This window comes from uncultured Gimesia sp. (genome assembly GCF_963972345.1).
In the GTDB taxonomy this organism is placed as follows: Bacteria; Planctomycetota; Planctomycetia; order Planctomycetales; family Planctomycetaceae; genus Gimesia.
Genome location: NZ_CAXAVM010000130.1, coordinates 1 through 20,443 on the forward strand (window position 1 = coordinate 1; position 20,443 = coordinate 20,443).

The following is a 20,443-nucleotide window of genomic DNA, read 5'->3' on the forward strand; positions in this document are numbered from 1 at the left end:
GCGTGGCGGGGTTCTCTGTTTCAATTTCCCAACGGGCGGTTCCTTCCGGCGTTACCGTAGGTAACTGCTTGAGTTCACCCGGTTTCCCACAGACAATCAAATGTGAGTTATAAATATAACCCACGTCGCTGCAGCGTTCTGCTTCATCCATATAATGAGTGGTGACAAACAGGGTCACTCCCTGCCCGGCCAGCTGGAAGAGCAGATCCCAGAGATCGCGGCGGGCCACCGGGGCGATTCCAGCCGTCGGTTCATCAAGAAAGACGACTTCCGGCTCATGGATCAAAGCGCATCCCAGTGCCAGTCGCTGCTTCCAGCCTCCCGACAGATTTCCAGCCAGTTGATCCAGTCGATCTTGCAGTGATGTGAGTTCGATGATTTCCTGAAAGCGCTGTTCCAGTTTTTCAGGAGTGAGCCCATAGATGCGCCCGTAGAATTCGATATTTTCCCGAACGCTCAGATCTGCATACAAGCTGAAGCTCTGTGACATGTAGCCTATGCGTCGCTTGATCAACTCTGCATCAGTCGCTACATCAAATCCCAGCACGCGCGCGGCCCCACCTGTGGGTTCGAGTACACCACACAGCATGCGGATGATCGTTGATTTCCCGCTACCGTTGGGCCCCAGCAATCCGAAGATGGCACCGCGCTGTACTGTAAAGCTGACCTGATCGACGGCTTTCAGATTCCCGAATTCCCGCGTAAGCTGGTCTACCTCAATGACGGCCGTCATAAACTTTGTTCCTTCCCATCCAGCCAGACATCAGCGGCCATGCCGGGACGGAGCAGATGGTCTTTATCCTGGATGCGGACTTTGATCCGGAACACCTGTTTGGAACGTTCTTCCGGCGTTTGCACATTGCGGGGCACAAACTCAGCCTGGCGGGACACGAAACTGACGCGACCCGTGAAGGTTTTATCGGGATAGCTGTCTATGGTGACTTCGACTTCCTGGTCGACTTTGATATCCAGATGATTTTCCGGTACATAGCAGCGGACCCACAGCTCATTCCAGTCCAGGATCGAAACAACGGGAACATTGCTGCCCACCAGATCACCGGGCTGCAGGGTGACCGCCTCAATCGTCCCATCCAGGGGAGCAAATATTTTCAGTTCTTTGATCTGATCTTCAATGGTTTCCAGAACCGCTTCCGCTTTTCTGACACTGGCTGCCGCCTGGTCGATGTCTTCCTTGCGGTTCCCGTTTTTCAAGAGTTGCCACGATGCTTCTGCCTGCTTTAACTGCGCCCGGGCTTCATCAATCTCTTCTTTGCGGGTTCCCTCTTTGAGGAGATCCAGGGATTTCTGTTTGACTTCTTTTTTTGACGCTGCAACCTGCAGTTCGGTGTTGGCAGTATCCATTTCATCCGTTGAAGCCGATTTCTGACCGAATAGAGTTTCCACACGCATCTGTTTGGCTTTTGCCAGCCGATATTCTGCGTCTGCCAGATGCAGTTCGGAGACGCCTGAATCGATTTCCTGCTGACGGGGGCCATTGACCAGCAGAGTCAGACGGGCTTTGAGTTGATCTACTTTCGCTGCGGCTTCATCGATTTCTTCGGGTCGGAAGCCGGCTACAAGTTCTTCGTGTTGTGCTTTGGCTTCTGCCAGTCCGGCGATTGCCTCGGCGCGTTTTTCAAGCAAATCGTAGGGCTCAAGTTCAATCAGCAGATCGCCGCGGGAGACAAACTGCCCTTCTTCGATCAGTACCTGTTTCACGCGCCCCCCCACTCGTGAGCCGGGTCGGATATCGTCGGCTTCGATAAAACCGGAAACCCGAAGCGGTACATGTCGCTGCTGACTGAATACCAGTGCCACAATCAGTGCCACACCGATCACGACTAAACCTGTTATTTTCTTCAAGTGGGTTACCTCATGGATCTCAAGCAAATCGTCTCAGGCACGGATCACACCGCATTCCAGTTATCTCGATGCAATTTTAGCAGAGAGCATCTTACTCGAATCCGCGTGCAGACTGTAGTAACGCTGTTTGCTCCGCTGGAGGGTGGCTGGAAAAGAATCGGTAACCCTGTCGCAGCTTGACGACTCCGTCAGACTGTCAGCATTCCTGCAGGAATCGGGCAGTGGACATAATACGATCTTTGATTTTCCTGCTGAAATAGAATGCACAACAATCAGGCATTTCTCGAGATTGACTGCGGGAGTTTGATGATTCAAAAAATAATATACCGTTAAGACGGTTTGCTCTGAATAGCTTTATCTTGTTGCTATGACTCATGATAAGACACGGTAGACGAGTGTGGTCAATTCCGTAGAACCTGTTTGGCACATGATTCGCTTTTCTGTAATTCACAATAATCATCAAACAGAAACATTCTCTTAAACAAGTGCCCGTATAACTCCGGGCGTTCAAAGAATGTGCTCGAAGTTGTTTGATGAGCATATTGCCAACCTGTTTTAAAAGGAGAGATGGTGTCCCACTTACCATCTAAGAGAAGAGGAATGAGAAGAGGATTCACACTAATCGAATTAATGGTCGCGATTGCAACGATCGCCGTACTGATCGCATTACTCTTACCCGAGATCCAGAAGGCCAAGGATGCCTCACTGAAGTCAAGCCAGAAAGACGGCCCCTACTGGGTTTACCGCGAGTACGAATACGCGGGTGGTCCCGTGATTTCCGAAATTTCAGGAACATATAAGCATTCACTGCAGGAAATCCTGGATATGTATGCGATCAATCTGAAAAAACAGCAGAAACAGAATGAGCTGGAGCTGGAACAGATTACTCACCTGGAACAGGAAGCTGGCGCAACGACTGTCGCTATAGCTTTGAAGCCTGCTGAAACGACAGAAACGAAAACTCGATTTACTCCCAGCTGGCAAAGACGGAATACTGAATTTGGAGATCAGGAACTCTCCAAAAAAGAGAAGATTGAGAAAACCCGACGGGCATTGAAAAACTTTAAATTCGACCTGACTCAGAATACGGCTTCTCTGGTCGCACGCCGGAATCTGTCAGATGCGATTGAACAGTTACAGAACGATTTAAAACGACTGGAATCTCAAGACTGATCAAGGCTTTTAGTCTGCAGACTTTTTAAATACGACTCTCCAGCAAAACAGGTGGTGCTTGATATGGTTATCAGGCTTCACCTGTTTTTTCTTTTCCCGGTGTACCACTTCTGCTCTTTTCCAGCTGTTTTTGTAGATATTTCAATCTTTTAAAAAGCAATCTTTTTTTGTGATGTTGCTCTTGGCAGAAAAAAGGAGACGCATTATAAATCCGCCTCTGTCGACTTTCGCATGAGTAAAATTCTCTCACTTCACAATACTCATTCAAAAGCACAACAGGATATGCAGCCGCATATCATATCTCGAAAAACCTACCATCCCATTCAAAACTGATTTTTATGCCATTCATCTTTCCTTGAATCAGCGTGGCTTTTCAAGGGTGTGTGAATCTTCAGAATTAGACTGATGCCTTTGCAACAGCTCAGTTCTGGAAACGCGCTCCCGGGAAACGTGATTCTATTCAGAGATCGATAAAGGAGCACTCAAGATGCCCATACTTGTACGGGTATGCCTGCTTACCGCAGTTAGTTTATTTACGATTTCACAGTCAGGCTGTCAGCGTGGACCGAACGCCCAGTTGCGTCAGAGCATGTACCGCTCGCAGCAGCTGTATGATCAGAACTCTGAACTGGCAATGCAGCGAGATCAGTTCCAGCAGTCTGCCAACGCGCTGCAGCACGAACGGGATCAGCTGGCAATGCGGGCCCAGTCACTGGAATCCAACCTGAGTATCGCCAATAAACGGCTCGACAATCTGAACTCAGAACGTTCCGAGATGCAGCAGCGATACGTCAGCCTGATGAAGAAAGCCAAGGGACAGCCCAGTCCGCTGGATGGCGAAGCCACCCGTCGCTTTCAGGAACTGGCTGACAAATATCCTGATTTCGAATTTGACCCCCATACCGGCGTCAGCAAATTTCACTCGGACATTCTCTTTTCCTCAGGTAGTGATAACCTCAAACCAGCGGCACAGGAAATCCTGAACCAGTTTGCTGCCATTATGAATGACGGCAATGCCAAGCGATTGAATGTGCTGGTTGTCGGACACACTGACGACAAGCCGATTTCAAAAGCCAGCACCCAGCGTCAGCACCGCACCAACTGGCATTTGTCAACAAACCGTGCGAACTCAGTTGTGCTCACGCTTTCCAAATTCGGCGTCAAGCAGGAACGGATGGGATCTGCCGGGTACAGTATGTTTCAGCCGGTCGTGCCTAATCAGAACGATTCGGCTCGACAGAAAAACCGTCGCGTGGAAATCTTTGTACTCGCTCCTGACGCCGTCGTCGCAGGCTGGGATCCTAATCCCACACTGTTGAACTAAATATCACTCCAGTCAATCATTACCGAACAGACTCGTTATCGAAACGAGTCTGTTTTTGTTTATAAACGCCGATTCTGTCTGAAATCGATCAGCAGTTTCAAATCTCGAAATAGACCTTGATGCCACTCAATACACTGTCGACGGCAACTGATGCGAGGATCAGGCCACCGATTCGACTGACAACACTTGCTCCTGCATCTCCGATCAATTTCTGAATCCTGCCTGCCAGCAGAAGAAACCCCAGGGTGATCAGGAGTACGACCAGCATCGTCAGTGTGGAGATCAGCTGTTGTCCGATATGAAAACGATGGTTATCGGTAATCAGCACAACAGCCATCATCGCACCCGGTGATGCGATTGAGGGAATCGCCAGAGGGAATACGGCTTTATTCTGGTGGACACTCACGTGTGAGGACTCTTCAATCTCAGCTTGCGGTTTACTCTCGCCGAAGATCATCGTTAAAGCAAACAGAAACAGGACGAGCCCGCCGGCAATCTGAAATGCGGCCAGTGGAATCTCCAGCAGATCCAGCAGGATCTGTCCGCCGACGATGAACAGCAGCAGAACCAGGCCAGCCGTGATGATCGCCTGATACGCGATTTTGCGCTGCACCATTCTGCTCGTGCCCGCTGTAACCGCGATGAATACCGGAATCGAACCAATCGGATCGATGACGGCCCAGAGATAAACAAAATCTCTGAGAATATCGTCCCACGCCATACTCAGTCTCTTCTTTCCAGTGAATTCAGATTCTTAATCTTCCGGGTTGTATCTGGGATTCAACTCAGCAGGGATTGCCGCCTGAACCTGTTTCTGCCAGCGATGAAGTGCCTGTGATAATTCCAGCACTTTTTCGGGGTGACTGCCGGAGAGTTCATTTGATTCTCCGATATCGAGCCGCGTATTATAGAGTTCGTGATGTCCGTCTTCGAAAAACTCCAGCAGCTTCCAGTCTCCCTGACGTATCACCGAGACAGGTGTCGTGCGAAATCGCTGTTGCATCCCCTGGTATTTTTGCAGATAGGCGGGAAAGTGCCAGAACAGGCTCCGCGATTCCAGTCGAGATTGCGGATCTTTCAGCAGAGGAACCAGACTTTCACCATCTAATAACTCACTTTCCAGAACCGGTATGTTCGTCATTTCCAGAAAAGTCGGATAGAGGTCGACGTTGATCACTGCTTCATCGGTTGAGCTTCCGGGCTGTGTCACGCCGGGCCACTTGATCAGCAACGGAACGCGGATTCCCCCCTCATACAGCATCCCCTTCGAACCACGTAACGGACGCATGCTGGTGGCGGGCCCGTATCCACCGTTATCCGAGGTAAAAATAATAATGGTATTCTGGTCAATCTGCTGGTCCCGCAGAGTTTGCAGCACGCGACCGATACTCTGATCCATGCTGCGGATCATTGCGGCATAAGTGGCATGCTGATGCAGTTTCCCGGCTGGTTTCTCTTTGAAGTAAGCGATGTCCTCTTTTTTTGCCTGCAACGGAGTGTGAACAGCATAGTGCGTGAGATACAGAAAAAACGGAGACTTTACGTTGTCCTTAATGAATTGACATGCTTCCGTCGTCAGGCGATCTGTCAGGTATTCCCCCTGCTTTCCATCGCCCAGTTGTGGGTTATTGTAAGGACTGAAATAGCCACCGCGCGGGCTACCCGTCTGATTCCCGGCGATATTCACCTGAAAGCCCTGCGACAGAGGGGACTTGCCCAGATGCCACTTCCCCACACTGGCACAACGGTAACCAGCCTGTGAAAGCCGCTCGGCGATCGTGGTGAACCGGTCATCCAACACCCTTCTATTCTCAGCAGGAATCAACTTTCGATAACGGTCGTTGCCACGGGCCGGATCCCCGACGGTGTAGACCCCATGCCGGGGAGCGTATAAACCTGACATCAGGCAGGCCCGGCTGGGAGCACAGTTGGGAGCCGCTGCATAAGCGGCGGTAAACTTCATCGATTCTTCCGCCAGTCGATCGATGTGAGGCGTTTCGAAAAAGTCGCTTCCCATACAGCCTGCGTCGCGCCAACCCAGGTCATCAATAAAAAACAGGACCATATTCGGCCTTTGATTCTCTGCATCAACAGGCGACACCATTGAGAGATGCCAGCAGAACAACAGCGCGATCACCAGGGTACGTGGCATCTGACTTCCTTCCAGAATGAAAAGGAGTGGTTTTTCCTGTATCGTTTGATTACGATCTTTGTCTGCTGATTATTCTAAGCTCCCGTTGGTTTCCTGTCATGGCTGCGGCTGCCCCGGGACAGAATTTCCGCCGACTGCAAGAAAAGACCACAGCATTATTTCGAAATCCTGATTTCTCCTGTGAGGAAGACTGTCGTGAAGAAAATCAAAGTAGGACAGATTGGAGTGGGTCATCCGCACGCGGGTGGAAAAATGCAGGCGTTCCGTAAATCGGAAGATTACGAAGTGGTGGGCGTGGTTGAGCCCGACACTCAATTACGCAAATATGCAGAGTCAACAGGCATCTACCAGGGTCTTCCTTTCCTGACACAGGAGCAGTTGCTCAACATCGACGGACTGCAGGCAGTCGCCGTGGAGACACTGGTCCCCGATCTGTTGCCGACAGCAGAGACCTGTATTGCAGCCGGCAAACATATCCACCTGGACAAACCCGCGGGTTTATCTCTGCCTCACTTCAAGCGGATTCTGGATCAGGCGGCGCAGAAGCATCTGCTGCTGCAGATGGGCTATATGTATCGTTACAACCCGGGCGTCGTTCTCCTGCGTGATCTGTTGCACAAAGGCTGGCTTGGTGAACCATTTGAAGTGCACACTGTCATCAGTAAGAAAATGGATGCCGCCAGTCGCAAGAAACTGGAACCCCAACCTGGAGGCATGATGTTTGAACTGGCGTGCCATGTGATCGATCTGGTCGTACAGATTCTGGGACGACCTGATCAGGTCACTGCATTCGCACAGCATGCTTCGGACATTGACGACACGCTCCAGGATAACATGCTGGCGGTCTTCAGTTATCCGCGGGCACTGGCAACTGTCAAATCAAGCTGCAATGAAGTTCAGGGATTTGATCGACGACATATCGTAGTCTGCGGCTCAGAAGGTACCTTCCATCTGCAGCCTTTTGGCAGGCCCTCCGCAAGCCTGACGCTTTCGCAGGCAAAAGGGAAATACCGGAAAGGTCAACAGGAAATCTCGTTTCCGGGTTACACCCGATATACGGATGATGTTGCAGACATGGCGAAGATTATCCGTCGGGAAAAAGACATCGACTTCTCTTACCAGCATGACTATGACGTTCAGGAAACCGTATTGAAGTCAGCCAGTCTGCCTGTCACCTGATTCACCCGTATTCAGATCATGCCTGTTTCAACTGTCCGTAGGCATATTGGGCAGAGGCGATCACAGACACGGTTTCGTCCGATTGCAGCAGGCGTTCGACCTCTGCTTCATCCTCCAAAGGAATGGCAAACAGGTCTTCCACTTCATCACTGCTGACTTTGCTGAGCAGACAGATCAATGCCCAGTCTCCGGTCAGCGCCAATTGCGTCGCTGTCAGTAAATCTCCCGGTTGTGCATCACGCAGAGGCTTGATTGCATCCAGGGGTTCATGGCAGCGGGAGAGAATCTGCAGCCCTATACCCGGTTCAGCTTCAATCTGTGTCAGGAGTACAACGCGACCATCCTGGGTCACCAGATTTCGGGCCGTCTCCAGCACGCTTGCCAGTTGATTCCACTGATGTCCGGTAGGTCCATCTTCGACGGCGATGATCACCATCTCTGACTTATATTCCGGCTCCAGTCTCCAGTACTGATCCAGAAACTGTTTGGCTTTTCGGAAGGTGGATTCGAGGCTGCCAAATACAATTTCCGCGACGGCCTGACCACCAGCGGGGATGACCTGCAGACTGTATTGCAGCCCCAGCATCCAGCCAATCTCGTCGATCAACTGACGCAAGGGACGACTTTCTGCTGGAGTCAGTTCACGGTGAGACTGCCCGCGACTCTTGACAATCGCTTCCTGAGAAGAGAATCCCGGATATATGGAACTGCCGCCACCTGCATATCCGAGTAACGGATCAAAGCCCACTTTTTCAATCGGCAGAATGAAATCCGCTTCGAGCAGATGTCGCGACAGATAAATTCGTTCTCCCCCAGCCGAAGTTCCCAGATAGCTGACCTCTTCCCTGGATTCCGGATCATGAATTACCCATGAAGCGTGTTCCTGCAGTTCGGAGGTCACTGCCGCTTTTAATTTTTCCTGCAAGGCACTCGTTTCTGAACGCGTCTGCAGAATCGTAACATCACCGGCCTCGATTCCACACTCATTAAAGTATTCCCAGACCGCATTAATGATTTCAGCAGCAGCCGGTGCCTGATAATCGACGGGAATCGTGATTTTATCTCCCGGAACAACCGCGAGGTCCAGGGGGGGCAATTCCAGCGGACTGTTTAACACCTGCTGCATCCGGGAGGCGACATCGTCGATGCCGACAGGCGACTGGTGATAATGGATCAGACGCTCCGACGGAATTTCACATTGAAATGTACCGTCAAAGCCATAATTCAATTCTATCTTGACCGTTTCCGTCATCGAAGCTGTTTCATCCCGCTTGACTCGACATGGTTTCGTGCTGATTCAACTGAGAATCTTGTTTTTTTACGAACTGGAGAGTTGAATTCCGTTAAAAGAGGACCAACACTGGAATGTTAGCGGTTTAGAGGTGATTTCTACAGGATATCTGATCACAATATTAGAAAGTCACCGCAGATTACATTGTCAGTTTCATTCCGGTCTAAGGATTTATGCCGGGTTCGCTTCAGGAAATTCACCATGACAGAAGACGATCAATTAATGATTCGAATTCAAAGTGGTGAGCTGCGCGCCTTTGATGAACTGGTAGAAAAATATCAGGGCCCGCTGATCGGTTTTTTTTTCAGAAACACCCGCGACTCTCAGCTTTCAGAGGACTTGTCCCAGGAAACACTGTTGCGGGTTTATAACCAGTCATGGGACTATCTGCCGCAGGGACGCTTTCGCGGCTGGATGTACCGGGTGGCCCGCAACCTGATGATCGACTCGATCCGACGTCAGTCCCATGATGCGCTGATCAAAGCGTATACAGGCAAGCAGGCTGATGAAGATGATTCGCTCAATCGCCTGGCCAGTGAAGTCGTCTCGCCGGAAGAGAAAGCCAATATCAAAGAACTGGCGTTGATTGTTGATGAACTGTTGGCAACAATCCCTGAAGATCAGCGTTTAACATTTACCCTGCATCATTATTCTGAGCTGACACTGAATGAAGTCGCAGAGGTTATGGAAACGAATCTGGCGACGGCCAAAAGCCGGCTTCGGCTGGCCCGGGAAAAACTGAGAGAGAAATTAACACTCATCGGCGTGACCGGTCCTCAAAAAAATTAAGTTACTGATATAATATTAGAGAGAATGGCAAAAAGAATTGAACCCGATCAAAGCGATTCGCGTTGACTCCCGCGGGCCAGCAGAATTGCTTTCTTTTCACTAACACATGCAACAGTACGGAGTAGAGGGCATGAGCTATTTCAGTCGGCTCACTGACATTGTTACCTGTAATTTGACTCACCTGCTGAATAATGCGGAAGATCCCGTGAAGGAGATCGAGCAGATCATTTCTGAAATGAAAGAAGGAATTGCAGGGGCAAACCGCAGTGTGAAAACAGCCATGGCTAATGAACAGTCGATTCAGCAGGAACTGGCTGAATATGAGCGTCAGATCTTCCAGTGGAAAGAAGCAGCGAAAAATGCCCTCGCGCTGAACGATGAAACGGAAGCACGGAATTCACTGGTACGAAAACAGGAAGTGGACGATCTGAAAGCCGGTCTGGAACAGCAGCATCGGGCGGCAGTCGCGACCTGCGAGCATTTGACCACGACTCTGCATGCCCTGGAAGCCAGATTAGCAGAAGCCCGACGCAAACAGCTGGAATTAACGGAACAGGCCGGACTGTCGGAAACACCGTCACAAAGCACTCCGATTACCGCAGATGTCGAGTCATCACTGACCCCTTCCCGTTCTGAACAGATCGATTCAGAACTGGCTGAATTAAAGCGAGAACTGGGTCAGTAATACGGCCGCCGATGCCAAGCGGCACCAGTTCAGGGTCAGCGAAGAAGAATTCGCTATAACCCGGGTAATCGATTTGCCTTAAGGAACCTCAGCCTTAACCGGAGTGGACAAACGCTTTCACGCTCAAATTGTTGCTTAAGAATAGCCCATTCAACAAGATGGTACTTGCAACCGATCAGTTCTAATTTAGAATTAAAATAGATAACTGGCGGATCGGAATATTTTCTTGATCCCAAGTTCGGGTTCTGATCAGGAATTCCGGAGTTGGCTCCGGGAAGGCTGATACGATTAATAGAACCCGTAAGTTCTTCGCAAAGGCCATTGTCTGACGGGTTTCAGGTTTGATAACACTGAAATTTCCCAGCCAATAGTCCGATGACGATTTACACACATCCTTAATTCCTAATTTACATCAATGATGTTGGAGTTGTGCCACCATGGCCAAAAAATATCTGAACCTCGAAGAAGCAGCCGCCGAGCTGGGCATGGAAAAAGAAGAATTGAACCGCTTACGGGAAGCAGGTGATATTCGGGGATTTGCTGATCGAGGCGCCTGGAAATTTCGTATGGAAGATGTGGAAGAATTAGGGCGCAGCCGCCAGGCGGATTCGGACCCGGCCATTCCCCTGTTCAACAATGAAGACCTGGAAGATGACGACATGTTCGACTCTGCCATTCTTGACGATGATGATTTGACCCAGGAATCAGACAGTGTCATCGATGAAGACGAAGTCGGCGAACAGGCAACTGTGATTCGAGGCAGTGTGCACGATGACGATGATGAACCTGTCGAACTCAGCAGTTCCGACAGTGATGTACGACTGGTGGTTGACGAGGGAGATGACCTGCAGCTGGACAGTGAGCCGGAACTGGTTGCCGTCGGTGAAGATTCTGACAGCGATGTGCGACTGACGGACGATTCCAGCATTGACCTCGGTAGTGACAGCGATGTGAAACTGGTTGACGGTGAACAGGAGCCGGACTTTGAGGTGATGGATCTGGAGATGGGCAGCGACAGTGATGTGAAACTCGTCGCCGACGATTCCAGCCCGAAGGGTAGCGAGAGTGACGTCGCCCTGATTGGCGAAGACTTTGACCTGGGCAGTGACAGTGATGTGGCCTTAGTGTCAGACGAGAGCGATGAATCTTCGATCCTCGCAGAAGACAGCGGGCTTTCCCTGGCGGAAGACAGCGGCATCTCACTGGCTTCTGACAGTGGTATTTCGCTGGCAGGACCACTGGACAGTGGCATCTCTCTCGAATCTGCAGATGAAAGCGGAATCTCCCTTGTCGATGACGACGCCAGCGGGCTTTCACTGGAAGATGATACCGGCAGCGACATTTCCATTACGGCCGACAGTGGTATCTCGCTGGAACCGTTCGATTCGGAAGACGATGAGAAGACCTCTCCCATGGTCTCAACCAAATCCGGAAAAGATGCAACAATGGAAATTCCAGCGCTGGATGATGACGAAGACTTCGCCGACAGCAGCTTTGACCTGGAAGACTCTCACTCCGACACCAGCGTATTGATGCTGAATGAAGATGGTGATGCCGGCGGTTCTTCCGGCTCTGTGATTCTGGATTCAGATGATGAGGAAGGTGAGTCGGCAATCTTTGACGATGATGAGTTCGCCAGCGACGATGGTCTGTCGGATGTCTTCGACGAGGAAGATGACTTCGATGACATCTACGATGCCGACGACGATGATTTCGATGATTCCTTCCAGAGTGGTGAAAGCCACGCTGAGTTTGTCGCCCCTGCTTCTTTTGCAGGCGGCCGCGGCGCAGCGATGGCGGCTCCCGAAGCCGAATGGGGTGTCGGAACATTCGTGGCACTTGGAATCTCAACATTGCTAATGAGCATCTGCGGTCTGATGATGTATGACCTCATCCGTACGATGTGGCATTACGATGATCCTTCTGCCGTCAGTTCATCCTTACTGGAAATGGTCCGCGGACTGTTTTAAGCGAAGTCCGCTGACGCTCATTCCACTTCGAGTTCTCTGTTTCTCAAGGTCAGGTACTCTGCTGCGCTGATCTTTCAGAATGAATGACATCAGTGGGCAGTTTTTTTCTGCTTCTCACCAGATGAAAGGACTGTAGTCGGGACTCAGGCAGGGCCGGTTTCTATAATAGACATCATGTCATGATAACCGCTTTGAACACACTGCTCTTGAACTGGTGAAAGATTATGCCTCAAAAATCCCTCTGTCTCCTTATCCTGCTGTCTTTTGTTGTCTGTGCTCCTCTGCAGGCGGCTGAACGAACACTGCGTTATCGAGACCGAACACCACAGGAATACAAACTGACGGCGCGTGCCAGCAAAATTGATCCCCGCACGAAAGAGCATCCGGAGATTGATTACGTCTTCGAAGCAAAAGGCAAGCCCCAAGATCTGGAACACGCCGTTGTAGACACGCGCGTTAAACCACGGGGCAAGCTGGTGATCTGGCTGATGGGTTATAACAGCCAGCTGTTTGACCGGCTCTCCAGCTACGGACTGCACGCCATTCAAGTTCATTATGCCAACCGCTGGTTCTCCAAGGTCTGTCGCGAAAATCCGGTCGGTGAAACCTGTCGGGGAAATGTCCGCCTGGAAGCGGCGACCGGCGAAGATTACAGCGATCAGGTTTCGATTCCCCAGCCGGACGGCATGAAAGAACGGGCTCTGCAGTTTGTGAAATGGCTGGCAAAAGAAAATCCACAGGGTCAGTGGGATTATTATCTCACTCCCGATGGAAAAGATCTCCGCTGGGAAGATGTGATCATGGCAGGCAGTTCACATGGCTCAACAACCGCAGCCCGGTTCGCGAAACATCAGAAGGTGAGCCGCGTGGTCATGTTCTGTGGCCCGCGCGATCAACTGCAGAACTGGCAGACCCTGCCTTCGGCGACTCCCACTAATCGCTACTTCGGTTTTTCTCATGTACTGGATGGCGGCTGGACTGCCGACCATTACTGCCGATCCTGGGAGTTGATTGGTCTAAATGAATTTGGCCCCATCGTGAATGTAGACAAAGCAAAGCCCCCCTATGGTAACACGCGCCGTTTGATTACGGACTTTGATGTGAAAAACAATACCCGCCGCGCCCATTCCTCTGTTGTTCCCGGCGGCAGCGCCGGTAAAGATGCAAAGGGCCAGTACATTCATGAAGCGGTCTGGAAATACCTGTTCACTCAGCCGGTCGATAAAACTGGCAAACCTGTGCCCCTCGATCCAGGCTGTGAGAAAAATCAGCGAGACAGCTGATGATCAAGTCTGTCATTTTTGACTTGTATGGAACCTTACTGGAACTATCGCAAGATTCAAAACCATTTTTGAATCTTGCACAATCCAGCTCTGCAATCAGCCTCGGCGATGCCCTCAGGATCGCGTTAACAAATCACTGCCCTTCCTTACGTGACTGCGCAACACAGTTAAATTTAATGCTGGAAAGTGATCTGGATATTTTAGAAAAGAATCTACACAACGATCTCGAACGAGTCCGGCTCTACACCGATGTAATACCGACACTGAAAGTACTCGCTACATCAAACATCAAAATAGCTGTGATTTCGAACCTGGCAACTCCCTACAAATTGCCTTTTTCGAGGCATCAGCTTGAAAGCTATTTTGACGTAACTGTTTTTTCATGCGATTGTGGTCTTATGAAACCTGATCCAGCCATCTATAAAATGGCACTTCATAAACTAGATACGCTGCCTCACGAAACAATCATGGTCGGTGACAGTCTGAAATCGGATGTCGAGGGACCATCCAGAGTGGGAATAGTCAGTTATCATTTAAAGCGTACAGGGAATATCACTGATCCCCTGACAGAGCTTTCTACTTTAGAAGCAATACCGAAAATCGTAAGCGACTCTTCAAGCAAACGGTAAGCGTCCCCAGACCTGGACGACACGGGGAACTCCAGTTAGCGTTCTGGGGTCTGCGGCGTAATCATTGAGTTCTTTGACGATCTCGTCGATCTCCTCTGGGGTAGCGAGGCCATCTTCAAGGACTGCATCGGCAATGTTTTCCATGGTGAGTCCGTTAAGCAATTTAACTTCCCCCTGCAGCCCCGTCGGCTGAACGACGGAAACGTTCAGGTCCTGTAAACCACAATCCTGCAGTATTCCCGGAAGTCGTTGCCCCATATTCGGGTCACCACCTCTGTGACGAACGACTGAGTTATACAGATCGAAGAACTTTCGATAAGCGGGACTCTCGGGATAAGCGAACGAACCACTGAAATCAATGTCTTCCAGTACCAGAAAGCCGGTGGGCCGCAGTTGCTTCAGAAATAATCTAACCGCGGTAACCGGTTCCTGCAGATGAGTCAGCAGAAATCGTGAGTAAACCAGATCGTATTCCGGCGCGGTCGATATTTCGCGGGCATCGTCGAGGCGGAATTCAATATTCATCAGCCCCTGCTCTGCTGATTCCTGGCGGGCAATCGACAGTTTAGTCTCATCAATATCAACGCCCACCGCTTTTCCCCCCGGTGCCACTCGTCGAGCCAGCTCGCGCGTCACATCACCGCCGCCACAACCCACATCCAGACAGTTCATGCCCTCCGTCAGATTGAGCCGGTCCAGTAACTTTCCCGTGCTCTCCTGCATCACGCGCCCGAGTATCCGGAGACGTTCCCGCCCTTCAATGCCTCCACGTATTACATATTGAGTATTTCGCTTCATAATTACCCGCATGAATTTCTCGCAGTATTTCAACCTGTGGTGATGTGAAATCCGATCTCCAGAGCAGTTAACGTTGAAATCCCTGAATATTCACATATTATTACAGTATCGATATTCATTTTTATCAATAAAACATAAACCCCAGCCTGACATACCCGTTCCAATCCACTACCTGACCGCCAGCCTCACTGTAAATCCAGCATTCGCGGGCGGGAGATGCGATATATTCTTCGCGACGTAAGTCAATTCAGTCCCACCTGTAACTTCCCCCTTCTCCCGCTTTCGATACGCGTTTCTTGAACGTATTATCAAAAAATAGTGAAAAATTGAAAATAATCTGTAGTCCTCCCCTGATTACTGGAATGTAGTTAGAAGGGTATCTGTTTTCTACATTTGAACACGCATCCGATCAGAAACTGAATTATCTGATGAACGACGTCATTGTAAATAATGAATTTTTTCAACAGTTGCTTCGGCACCAGGGTCAGTTGCATGCCTATGTACTGTCACTGGTTGGAAATACGTCCGATGCCCGCGATGTGCTGCAAGACATTAATCAATGTCTGCTGGAGAAACAAAACAGCTTTACACAGGGTACGAATTTTCTTGCCTGGTCCCGTAAAGTGGCCTTCTACAAGATTCAGTCTTACTGGCGTGATCAAAGCCGCAGCCGAGTCTTATTCGACGATGATTTACTAAACAGTATGTCAGAGACCATTAATAGTATGCCCGACATCTATAACGAGCAAATCGAGGCAATGCGATCCTGTCTCACTCAGCTTCCTGAAGATAAACGAACCTTGATGCAGCAGCGATACGGCCAGTTTCTGCCACTCAAAAGTATCGCCGACTATTGGGGGAAATCAGAAAAAGCCATCAGTGTCATGTTGTTACGAATCCGATTACGACTCCAGGATTGCATTCAGAAAACAATTGCTGCGAGGACTCGGTTTTAATGATCACTGAAAACTCTGCGGACAGAGAGGATCCACTGCCGGAGCTAGTGGCTCTCTATTTTGATAATCGCTACAACGAACGGGAACTGAGACAATTGCAGGCACGTCTCAAGTCTGACCCTGAAGCCCGTCTGTTTTTCATCCAGTTCTCGACGTTACAGACTCAACTGGAATGGGTATTCACCGATTCAACCACACCACAGGAATGGTCGCATTTACCTGCTCTGGGCAAGCCTCGCAGAAAGAACTGGAATCTGATTGCCTATATCACTGTCTGCGTATGCCTGTTATCGGCGAGCATCTTTTTCATGTATATGGTGACGCCGGTCGCATATGTATTCCCTCAGCCGAACAGCCAGTGGTCATCCGGCCCGATCGCACCGGAAGAAACTTTACTCTCCGGATCGAAACGACAGCTTCTGAAAGGCGAAATTGAGATTCGCTTCGAATCCGGTTCGATCGTCAATCTCAAAGCGCCTGCGATATTTACCATCCATGGCACAAATGAAATCTTCCTCAAGGAGGGAAAACTGGTTGCCGACGTCCCGAAATCAGGCCACGGATTCACTGTTGAGACGCGAACAGGAAGGATTGTCGACCTGGGAACCTCATTTTCCGTAAATGTCGGTGCTGAACTGAATACGGAAATCAAAGTTTATCGGGGCAAGGTCCAGGTCGCAGGTTCACGCGAGACGGATCGGCCTCGCGAGATTCTGGCAAATGAAGCAGTTCAGATCGATTCGGTGACGAATGCGATTCAATCCCGGGATTATACCAGCACTGATTTTATTCCGCTGATTGCGCGAGATTATGCGGTAGATCATTTTTCTGACAGCGTTATTTTTCAGGAGCAACTCCCGGATCAGATAGCCCGGGGAGAATTTCAGGTACTCGAACGGGACGGAGCGATTTTTCTGTTTCCTGAAAAACGCGATATTCTGCTCTCGAAAAATTTGCCTGTTTCGATTTCTCAACCTGGCGACTACCGGGCTGAAGAGCAGATTGAAAAAGAAACTGATTTTGTCCCCCGTGGCATGAAAGTCGATTGCTATCGTGTTTATTACGATCCCGCCAGCAACCATCATGACATGATTCAGGCTGAAGGAGTGGTTCACTTTCATCGTCCCATACTGGGTGTAATCACAACCAGGAACCGCTTATCCGAGACAGATGCTGTCTTGAACCACCTGTGTGCGGGTGGCGCATGTCCGCCTCTTCAACATCAGGAGATCGAAATCCGCGCCTCAAAAGATGGTACGCACCAGGACATTCTCAGTCTGTCGGAAGACCGCAAAACGCTTAAGTTTACTTTATTCACGGGGACCAGCTATGTTGACGAATTTCGAATTCTGGTTGCCAGCCCCTGATCATAAATCGGCAATATATTCTCCTTTACAGTTGATTATTTTCATTGTTAACACATTACATCTGATTCAAAGTCGCGGGTCACAAAACAAGCCATTATCTGCTGTCTATATCGATTGTTTATTCATCAGGAGTCATTTATGAAATCTCAACGACCCACCCGACGCTTCCGGGGCTTCACATTAATTGAATTACTTGTTGTGATTGCCATTATTGCAATTTTGATTGCCCTGCTGCTGCCAGCGGTCCAACAGGCGCGGGAAGCAGCACGACGGTCCCAATGCAAAAATAATCTGAAACAGATTGGTCTGGCGTTCCAGAACTATCACGACACATTTAACATGTTCCCTCCCGATTATGTTGACGAGCGGGGTTCAGGTGGAACACTTGCAGATAACGAAGGACATTGGGCCTGGAGCACAATGATCTTGCCGTATCTCGATCAGGCCCCCCTCTATAACCAGATGAACCCAGGCCCAATCACGCCCTCAACGGCTTTGAATGACGCAAACATCCGCACCAGCATGCAACAGCCACTCGCCGCATTTCGCTGTCCTTCCGATACCGGGCCCGCTCTGAATGGAAATGCCGGGCAGCAAATCCAGGCGGATAATGGAACGAATTATGGGCTTCCTGTGTCAAACTATGTCGCTTCCAATAACAACCGTACCTTGAGGCAGTCTCGTTCCTCGAACGGCGCCAATGGTGGTTCAGGTGCCACAGGCGCGTTCTGGCGCGACAGCAATTTACGGTTTCGCGATATCACAGACGGAGTGAGTAATACGATTCTGGTTGGAGAGCGGTCTTATAAAGTGGGTACCAGCGATTTTTATGCAGGAACTCTTTACGCGGCTCGTGAATTTGGTGGAACGAATGGACCGGAGCAGGCAAGTGGAAACCAGGGACTGATCGCCATCTTCGGCGGTTCGACCTATTCCATCAACCCGACCAATCCGTCAAACGTGTCGACTCGCCAGGCATACAGCAGTCAACACACCGGCGGAGCTCATTTCGGCCTCGGTGATGGAGCCGTACGGTTCATCAGCGAAAACATCAATTTAAATACGGACGATGCCGTCAACAGCACGTTGGAAAATTTAATTGGCGTTGCCGATGGTCAGATCATTGGTGAATTCTAATCTTCTCCTCGAATGTATTGTTACATCTGTTGCTGCGGATTCTTAATTCCACCCCGTCTTGTGTAGGTGGGTTGGGCGATGAACGACACTCGATTTTTCACCAATGACAGTCATCTATGGTTTTGCTGACAGAATAATCGTGTGAGATCTCTGCCCAAGGCAATGTATTGTATTAAAAGGATAATTTGTATGCCGCCCAGGATATTGAGTCCATGCACATTAAACTGCTTCGTCTTGTTGATATTAACAGGCTGCGCGAAATCCTCGGGCCCTGACCTCGCTGCTGTGAAAGGTCATGTCACGCTCGACGGTAAACCTGTCCCCAATGCACGGCTTGAGTTTTCTCCGTCGGAGGGGCGACCATCCGTTGGCACTACAAATGCCGAAGGCGTTTATGAATTACAATTCTCCATCGAAAAAGCGGGAGCAATGGTGGGGCCACACAAGGTGAAAATCACCACGGAACGTGCCACCACGGGAGGTGAAGGGGGTGAGCCGCTGGTGCCTGGCTCCAAAGAATTGATTCCGTCAGCTTACAACTCAAACAGCCAGCTTACCGCTGAGGTCACACCTGGTGAAAACATCATTGATTTCTCACTCCAAAGTCAACCCGACTGATGATAATCGATCCGAGACAGATGCTGATGAAAGCGGAACCAGCAATTTTTGCTAATTAACATAGCCGTCGTTATCTATTTATTAAAAGGAGATTCAAATGAAACCTCATTCTCAAGCAAGCCGCGTTCGCGGCTTCACCCTGATAGAATTACTTGTCGTAATTGCCATTATTGCCATCCTGATCGCCTTACTGCTCCCAGCCGTACAACAGGCACGTGAGGCTGCCCGACGATCACAATGCAAAAACAACCTCAAGCAGTTCGGGTTGGCGATGCATAATTATTCAGAGACTTACGGTATGCTCCCCAGCCTGAAAGGGGGCGCGGGAGGAGATGTTACGGGAGCCGGGCTGCTGGATACCGGTACCGGAAATCGCAGTTGGATGAGCGGGATCGTCTTTTTACTCCCCTTCCTCGATCAGGCACCTCTCTGGAATCAAATTACTGCACTACCCAGTCAGGGTGGCAGACCAAATGATCCTTCCAGCTTTCCCCAGCCTCATCTGAGCATCATGCTCTGCCCGTCATCGCCGGTGCCTCCACGTGCTGAAGGGGGACTGGCACAGCGCAGCTACTGCCTGAGCGTGGGAGATACGATTAATGATAACATTTCCTCGAAAAATCCGCGTGGGCCGTTCGGCTGGCTGTCGGACACTCGCATGCGTGATTTTATAGACGGAACCAGTAATACAATTCTGATGGCAGAACGGGAACTGGGAGGGACGGGGAATTATCTCGGTCGCGCCGCCGCGACGGTTGCCAGTCTGGATACCAATCCGGCAGCCTGCCTGGCGACTGTGACAGGAAATTCCTACAACGTGACAATGGACGGCCATCGCATGGGACAGCGCTGGGCGATTGCTGTTGTCGTTCGCAGCAGATACGCCGCGCCTGTGATGGTGAGTAGGTTATGATTCATGCTCTAATTCTCGCCGGTCTGGTGATCGGCAGTAGATTGCCTGTGCGGATCATTGCAATTAGGGGCATCGAATATCGAAAGACTTCTTTCTTCGAAATACTGGGGGGGCATCTTTGCGACTGGCAAACGCCACAAGCTACCGAATTGAACCGCCTCGGGCATGTGTCCTTTCAGAATGAGTGCCATCTTGTTTCTGTTGATCTTGAATAGCCCGGCCAGTTCCTGAATCGTCATCGGTTCAGTGAGTAGATTCTCTGGTATCCGTCGCGCTGCTGCTTCGCGTTCCTGTGGGCTCATATCCATTGCGTTAC

At 50.2% G+C, this 20,443-nt stretch carries 20 protein-coding genes; 13 read left to right on the forward strand and 7 right to left on the reverse strand.

Annotation, left to right across the window (positions count from 1 at the left end):
- Together AACZ40_RS19445 and AACZ40_RS19450 are read right to left on the reverse strand one after the other, a co-directional pair.
- Nucleotides 1-733: ABC transporter ATP-binding protein (locus AACZ40_RS19445; protein ID WP_339675506.1), on the reverse strand; the 733-nt coding region annotated here is incomplete at its 3' end.
- Complete coding sequence (locus AACZ40_RS19450; protein WP_291171659.1) at nucleotides 730-1,863, reverse strand: efflux RND transporter periplasmic adaptor subunit; 1,134 nt, start codon at nucleotides 1,861-1,863, stop codon at nucleotides 730-732. The genes AACZ40_RS19450 and AACZ40_RS19445, both read right to left, overlap by 4 nt.
- A 600-nt stretch (nucleotides 1,864-2,463) precedes the next feature.
- Here AACZ40_RS19450 and AACZ40_RS19455 point away from each other — a divergent pair.
- Both AACZ40_RS19455 and AACZ40_RS19460 read left to right on the forward strand, forming a co-directional pair.
- Nucleotides 2,464-3,036: a prepilin-type N-terminal cleavage/methylation domain-containing protein gene (locus tag AACZ40_RS19455; protein WP_339675510.1), complete on the forward strand. Its 573-nt coding sequence runs from the start codon at nucleotides 2,464-2,466 to the stop codon at nucleotides 3,034-3,036.
- 487 nt (nucleotides 3,037-3,523) lie between these two features.
- On the forward strand, nucleotides 3,524-4,360 hold the full coding sequence (locus tag AACZ40_RS19460; protein ID WP_291171654.1) for an OmpA family protein: 837 nt from the start codon (nucleotides 3,524-3,526) through the stop codon (nucleotides 4,358-4,360).
- Nucleotides 4,361-4,457: 97 nt separating this feature from the next.
- On the opposite strand, the gene AACZ40_RS19465 is transcribed toward AACZ40_RS19460, so the two are convergent.
- Together AACZ40_RS19465 and AACZ40_RS19470 are read right to left on the reverse strand one after the other, a co-directional pair.
- Nucleotides 4,458-5,081 (reverse strand): MarC family protein, encoded by a 624-nt coding sequence (locus AACZ40_RS19465; protein WP_291171652.1) that lies wholly within the window; start codon nucleotides 5,079-5,081, stop codon nucleotides 4,458-4,460.
- Between the two features lie 33 nt (nucleotides 5,082-5,114).
- A complete protein-coding gene (locus AACZ40_RS19470; protein ID WP_291171649.1) occupies nucleotides 5,115-6,512 on the reverse strand; it encodes a sulfatase in 1,398 nt (465 codons plus the stop codon).
- Nucleotides 6,513-6,707: 195 nt separating this feature from the next.
- Between AACZ40_RS19470 and AACZ40_RS19475 the strand changes: the two genes are divergently transcribed.
- Nucleotides 6,708-7,691, forward strand: a complete 984-nt coding sequence (locus AACZ40_RS19475) for a Gfo/Idh/MocA family oxidoreductase (RefSeq protein WP_291171646.1) — start codon at nucleotides 6,708-6,710, stop codon at nucleotides 7,689-7,691.
- 16 nt (nucleotides 7,692-7,707) lie between these two features.
- Here AACZ40_RS19475 and AACZ40_RS19480 read toward each other — a convergent pair whose 3' ends face one another.
- On the reverse strand, nucleotides 7,708-8,943 hold the full coding sequence (locus AACZ40_RS19480) for a lactate racemase domain-containing protein (protein WP_291171643.1): 1,236 nt from the start codon (nucleotides 8,941-8,943) through the stop codon (nucleotides 7,708-7,710).
- Between the two features lie 240 nt (nucleotides 8,944-9,183).
- Between AACZ40_RS19480 and AACZ40_RS19485 the strand changes: the two genes are divergently transcribed.
- The 5 genes from AACZ40_RS19485 (at nucleotide 9,184) to AACZ40_RS19505 (ending at nucleotide 14,338) form a co-directional block, all read left to right on the forward strand.
- Nucleotides 9,184-9,771: a sigma-70 family RNA polymerase sigma factor gene (locus AACZ40_RS19485; protein WP_291171640.1), complete on the forward strand. Its 588-nt coding sequence runs from the start codon at nucleotides 9,184-9,186 to the stop codon at nucleotides 9,769-9,771.
- Between the two features lie 130 nt (nucleotides 9,772-9,901).
- Nucleotides 9,902-10,456, forward strand: coding sequence for a PspA/IM30 family protein (locus tag AACZ40_RS19490; protein ID WP_291171637.1), 555 nt, complete (start codon nucleotides 9,902-9,904; stop codon nucleotides 10,454-10,456).
- 437 nt (nucleotides 10,457-10,893) lie between these two features.
- Nucleotides 10,894-12,426 carry a hypothetical protein gene (locus AACZ40_RS19495; RefSeq protein ID WP_291171634.1) on the forward strand — a complete coding sequence of 511 codons (1,533 nt, stop codon included), beginning with the start codon at nucleotides 10,894-10,896 and terminating at the stop codon, nucleotides 12,424-12,426.
- 224 nt (nucleotides 12,427-12,650) lie between these two features.
- Complete coding sequence (locus tag AACZ40_RS19500; RefSeq protein ID WP_291171631.1) at nucleotides 12,651-13,709, forward strand: hypothetical protein; 1,059 nt, start codon at nucleotides 12,651-12,653, stop codon at nucleotides 13,707-13,709.
- Nucleotides 13,709-14,338, forward strand: coding sequence for an HAD family hydrolase (locus AACZ40_RS19505; RefSeq protein ID WP_291171628.1), 630 nt, complete (start codon nucleotides 13,709-13,711; stop codon nucleotides 14,336-14,338). Before AACZ40_RS19500 ends, AACZ40_RS19505 begins: the two co-directional genes overlap by 1 nt.
- On the opposite strand, the gene AACZ40_RS19510 is transcribed toward AACZ40_RS19505, so the two are convergent.
- Nucleotides 14,324-15,136, reverse strand: a complete 813-nt coding sequence (locus AACZ40_RS19510) for a methyltransferase domain-containing protein (RefSeq protein WP_291171625.1) — start codon at nucleotides 15,134-15,136, stop codon at nucleotides 14,324-14,326. The genes AACZ40_RS19505 and AACZ40_RS19510 overlap by 15 nt on opposite strands.
- Nucleotides 15,137-15,564: 428 nt before the next feature.
- Here AACZ40_RS19510 and AACZ40_RS19515 point away from each other — a divergent pair, with 428 nt between their 5' ends.
- The 5 genes from AACZ40_RS19515 to AACZ40_RS19535 all read left to right on the forward strand — a co-directional run bounded on the left by AACZ40_RS19515 (nucleotide 15,565) and on the right by AACZ40_RS19535 (nucleotide 20,127).
- Nucleotides 15,565-16,092 carry a sigma-70 family RNA polymerase sigma factor gene (locus AACZ40_RS19515; RefSeq protein ID WP_291171623.1) on the forward strand — a complete coding sequence of 176 codons (528 nt, stop codon included), beginning with the start codon at nucleotides 15,565-15,567 and terminating at the stop codon, nucleotides 16,090-16,092.
- Nucleotides 16,092-17,459, forward strand: coding sequence for a FecR family protein (locus AACZ40_RS19520; RefSeq protein ID WP_291171620.1), 1,368 nt, complete (start codon nucleotides 16,092-16,094; stop codon nucleotides 17,457-17,459). The genes AACZ40_RS19515 and AACZ40_RS19520 overlap by 1 nt, the downstream gene beginning before the upstream one ends.
- Nucleotides 17,460-17,597: 138 nt before the next feature.
- The gene (locus tag AACZ40_RS19525) at nucleotides 17,598-18,596 is read left to right on the forward strand and encodes a DUF1559 domain-containing protein (protein ID WP_291171617.1); all 999 of its coding nucleotides are present in this window, start codon (nucleotides 17,598-17,600) and stop codon (nucleotides 18,594-18,596) included.
- Between the two features lie 234 nt (nucleotides 18,597-18,830).
- Nucleotides 18,831-19,214: a hypothetical protein gene (locus tag AACZ40_RS19530; protein WP_291171614.1), complete on the forward strand. Its 384-nt coding sequence runs from the start codon at nucleotides 18,831-18,833 to the stop codon at nucleotides 19,212-19,214.
- A 97-nt stretch (nucleotides 19,215-19,311) separates the two neighbouring features.
- A complete protein-coding gene (locus tag AACZ40_RS19535; protein ID WP_291171611.1) occupies nucleotides 19,312-20,127 on the forward strand; it encodes a DUF1559 domain-containing protein in 816 nt (271 codons plus the stop codon).
- 8 nt (nucleotides 20,128-20,135) lie between these two features.
- Here the strand turns inward: AACZ40_RS19535 and AACZ40_RS19540 are convergent.
- On the reverse strand, nucleotides 20,136-20,443 hold a 308-nt coding region (locus AACZ40_RS19540), incomplete at its 5' end, for a hypothetical protein (protein ID WP_339675521.1).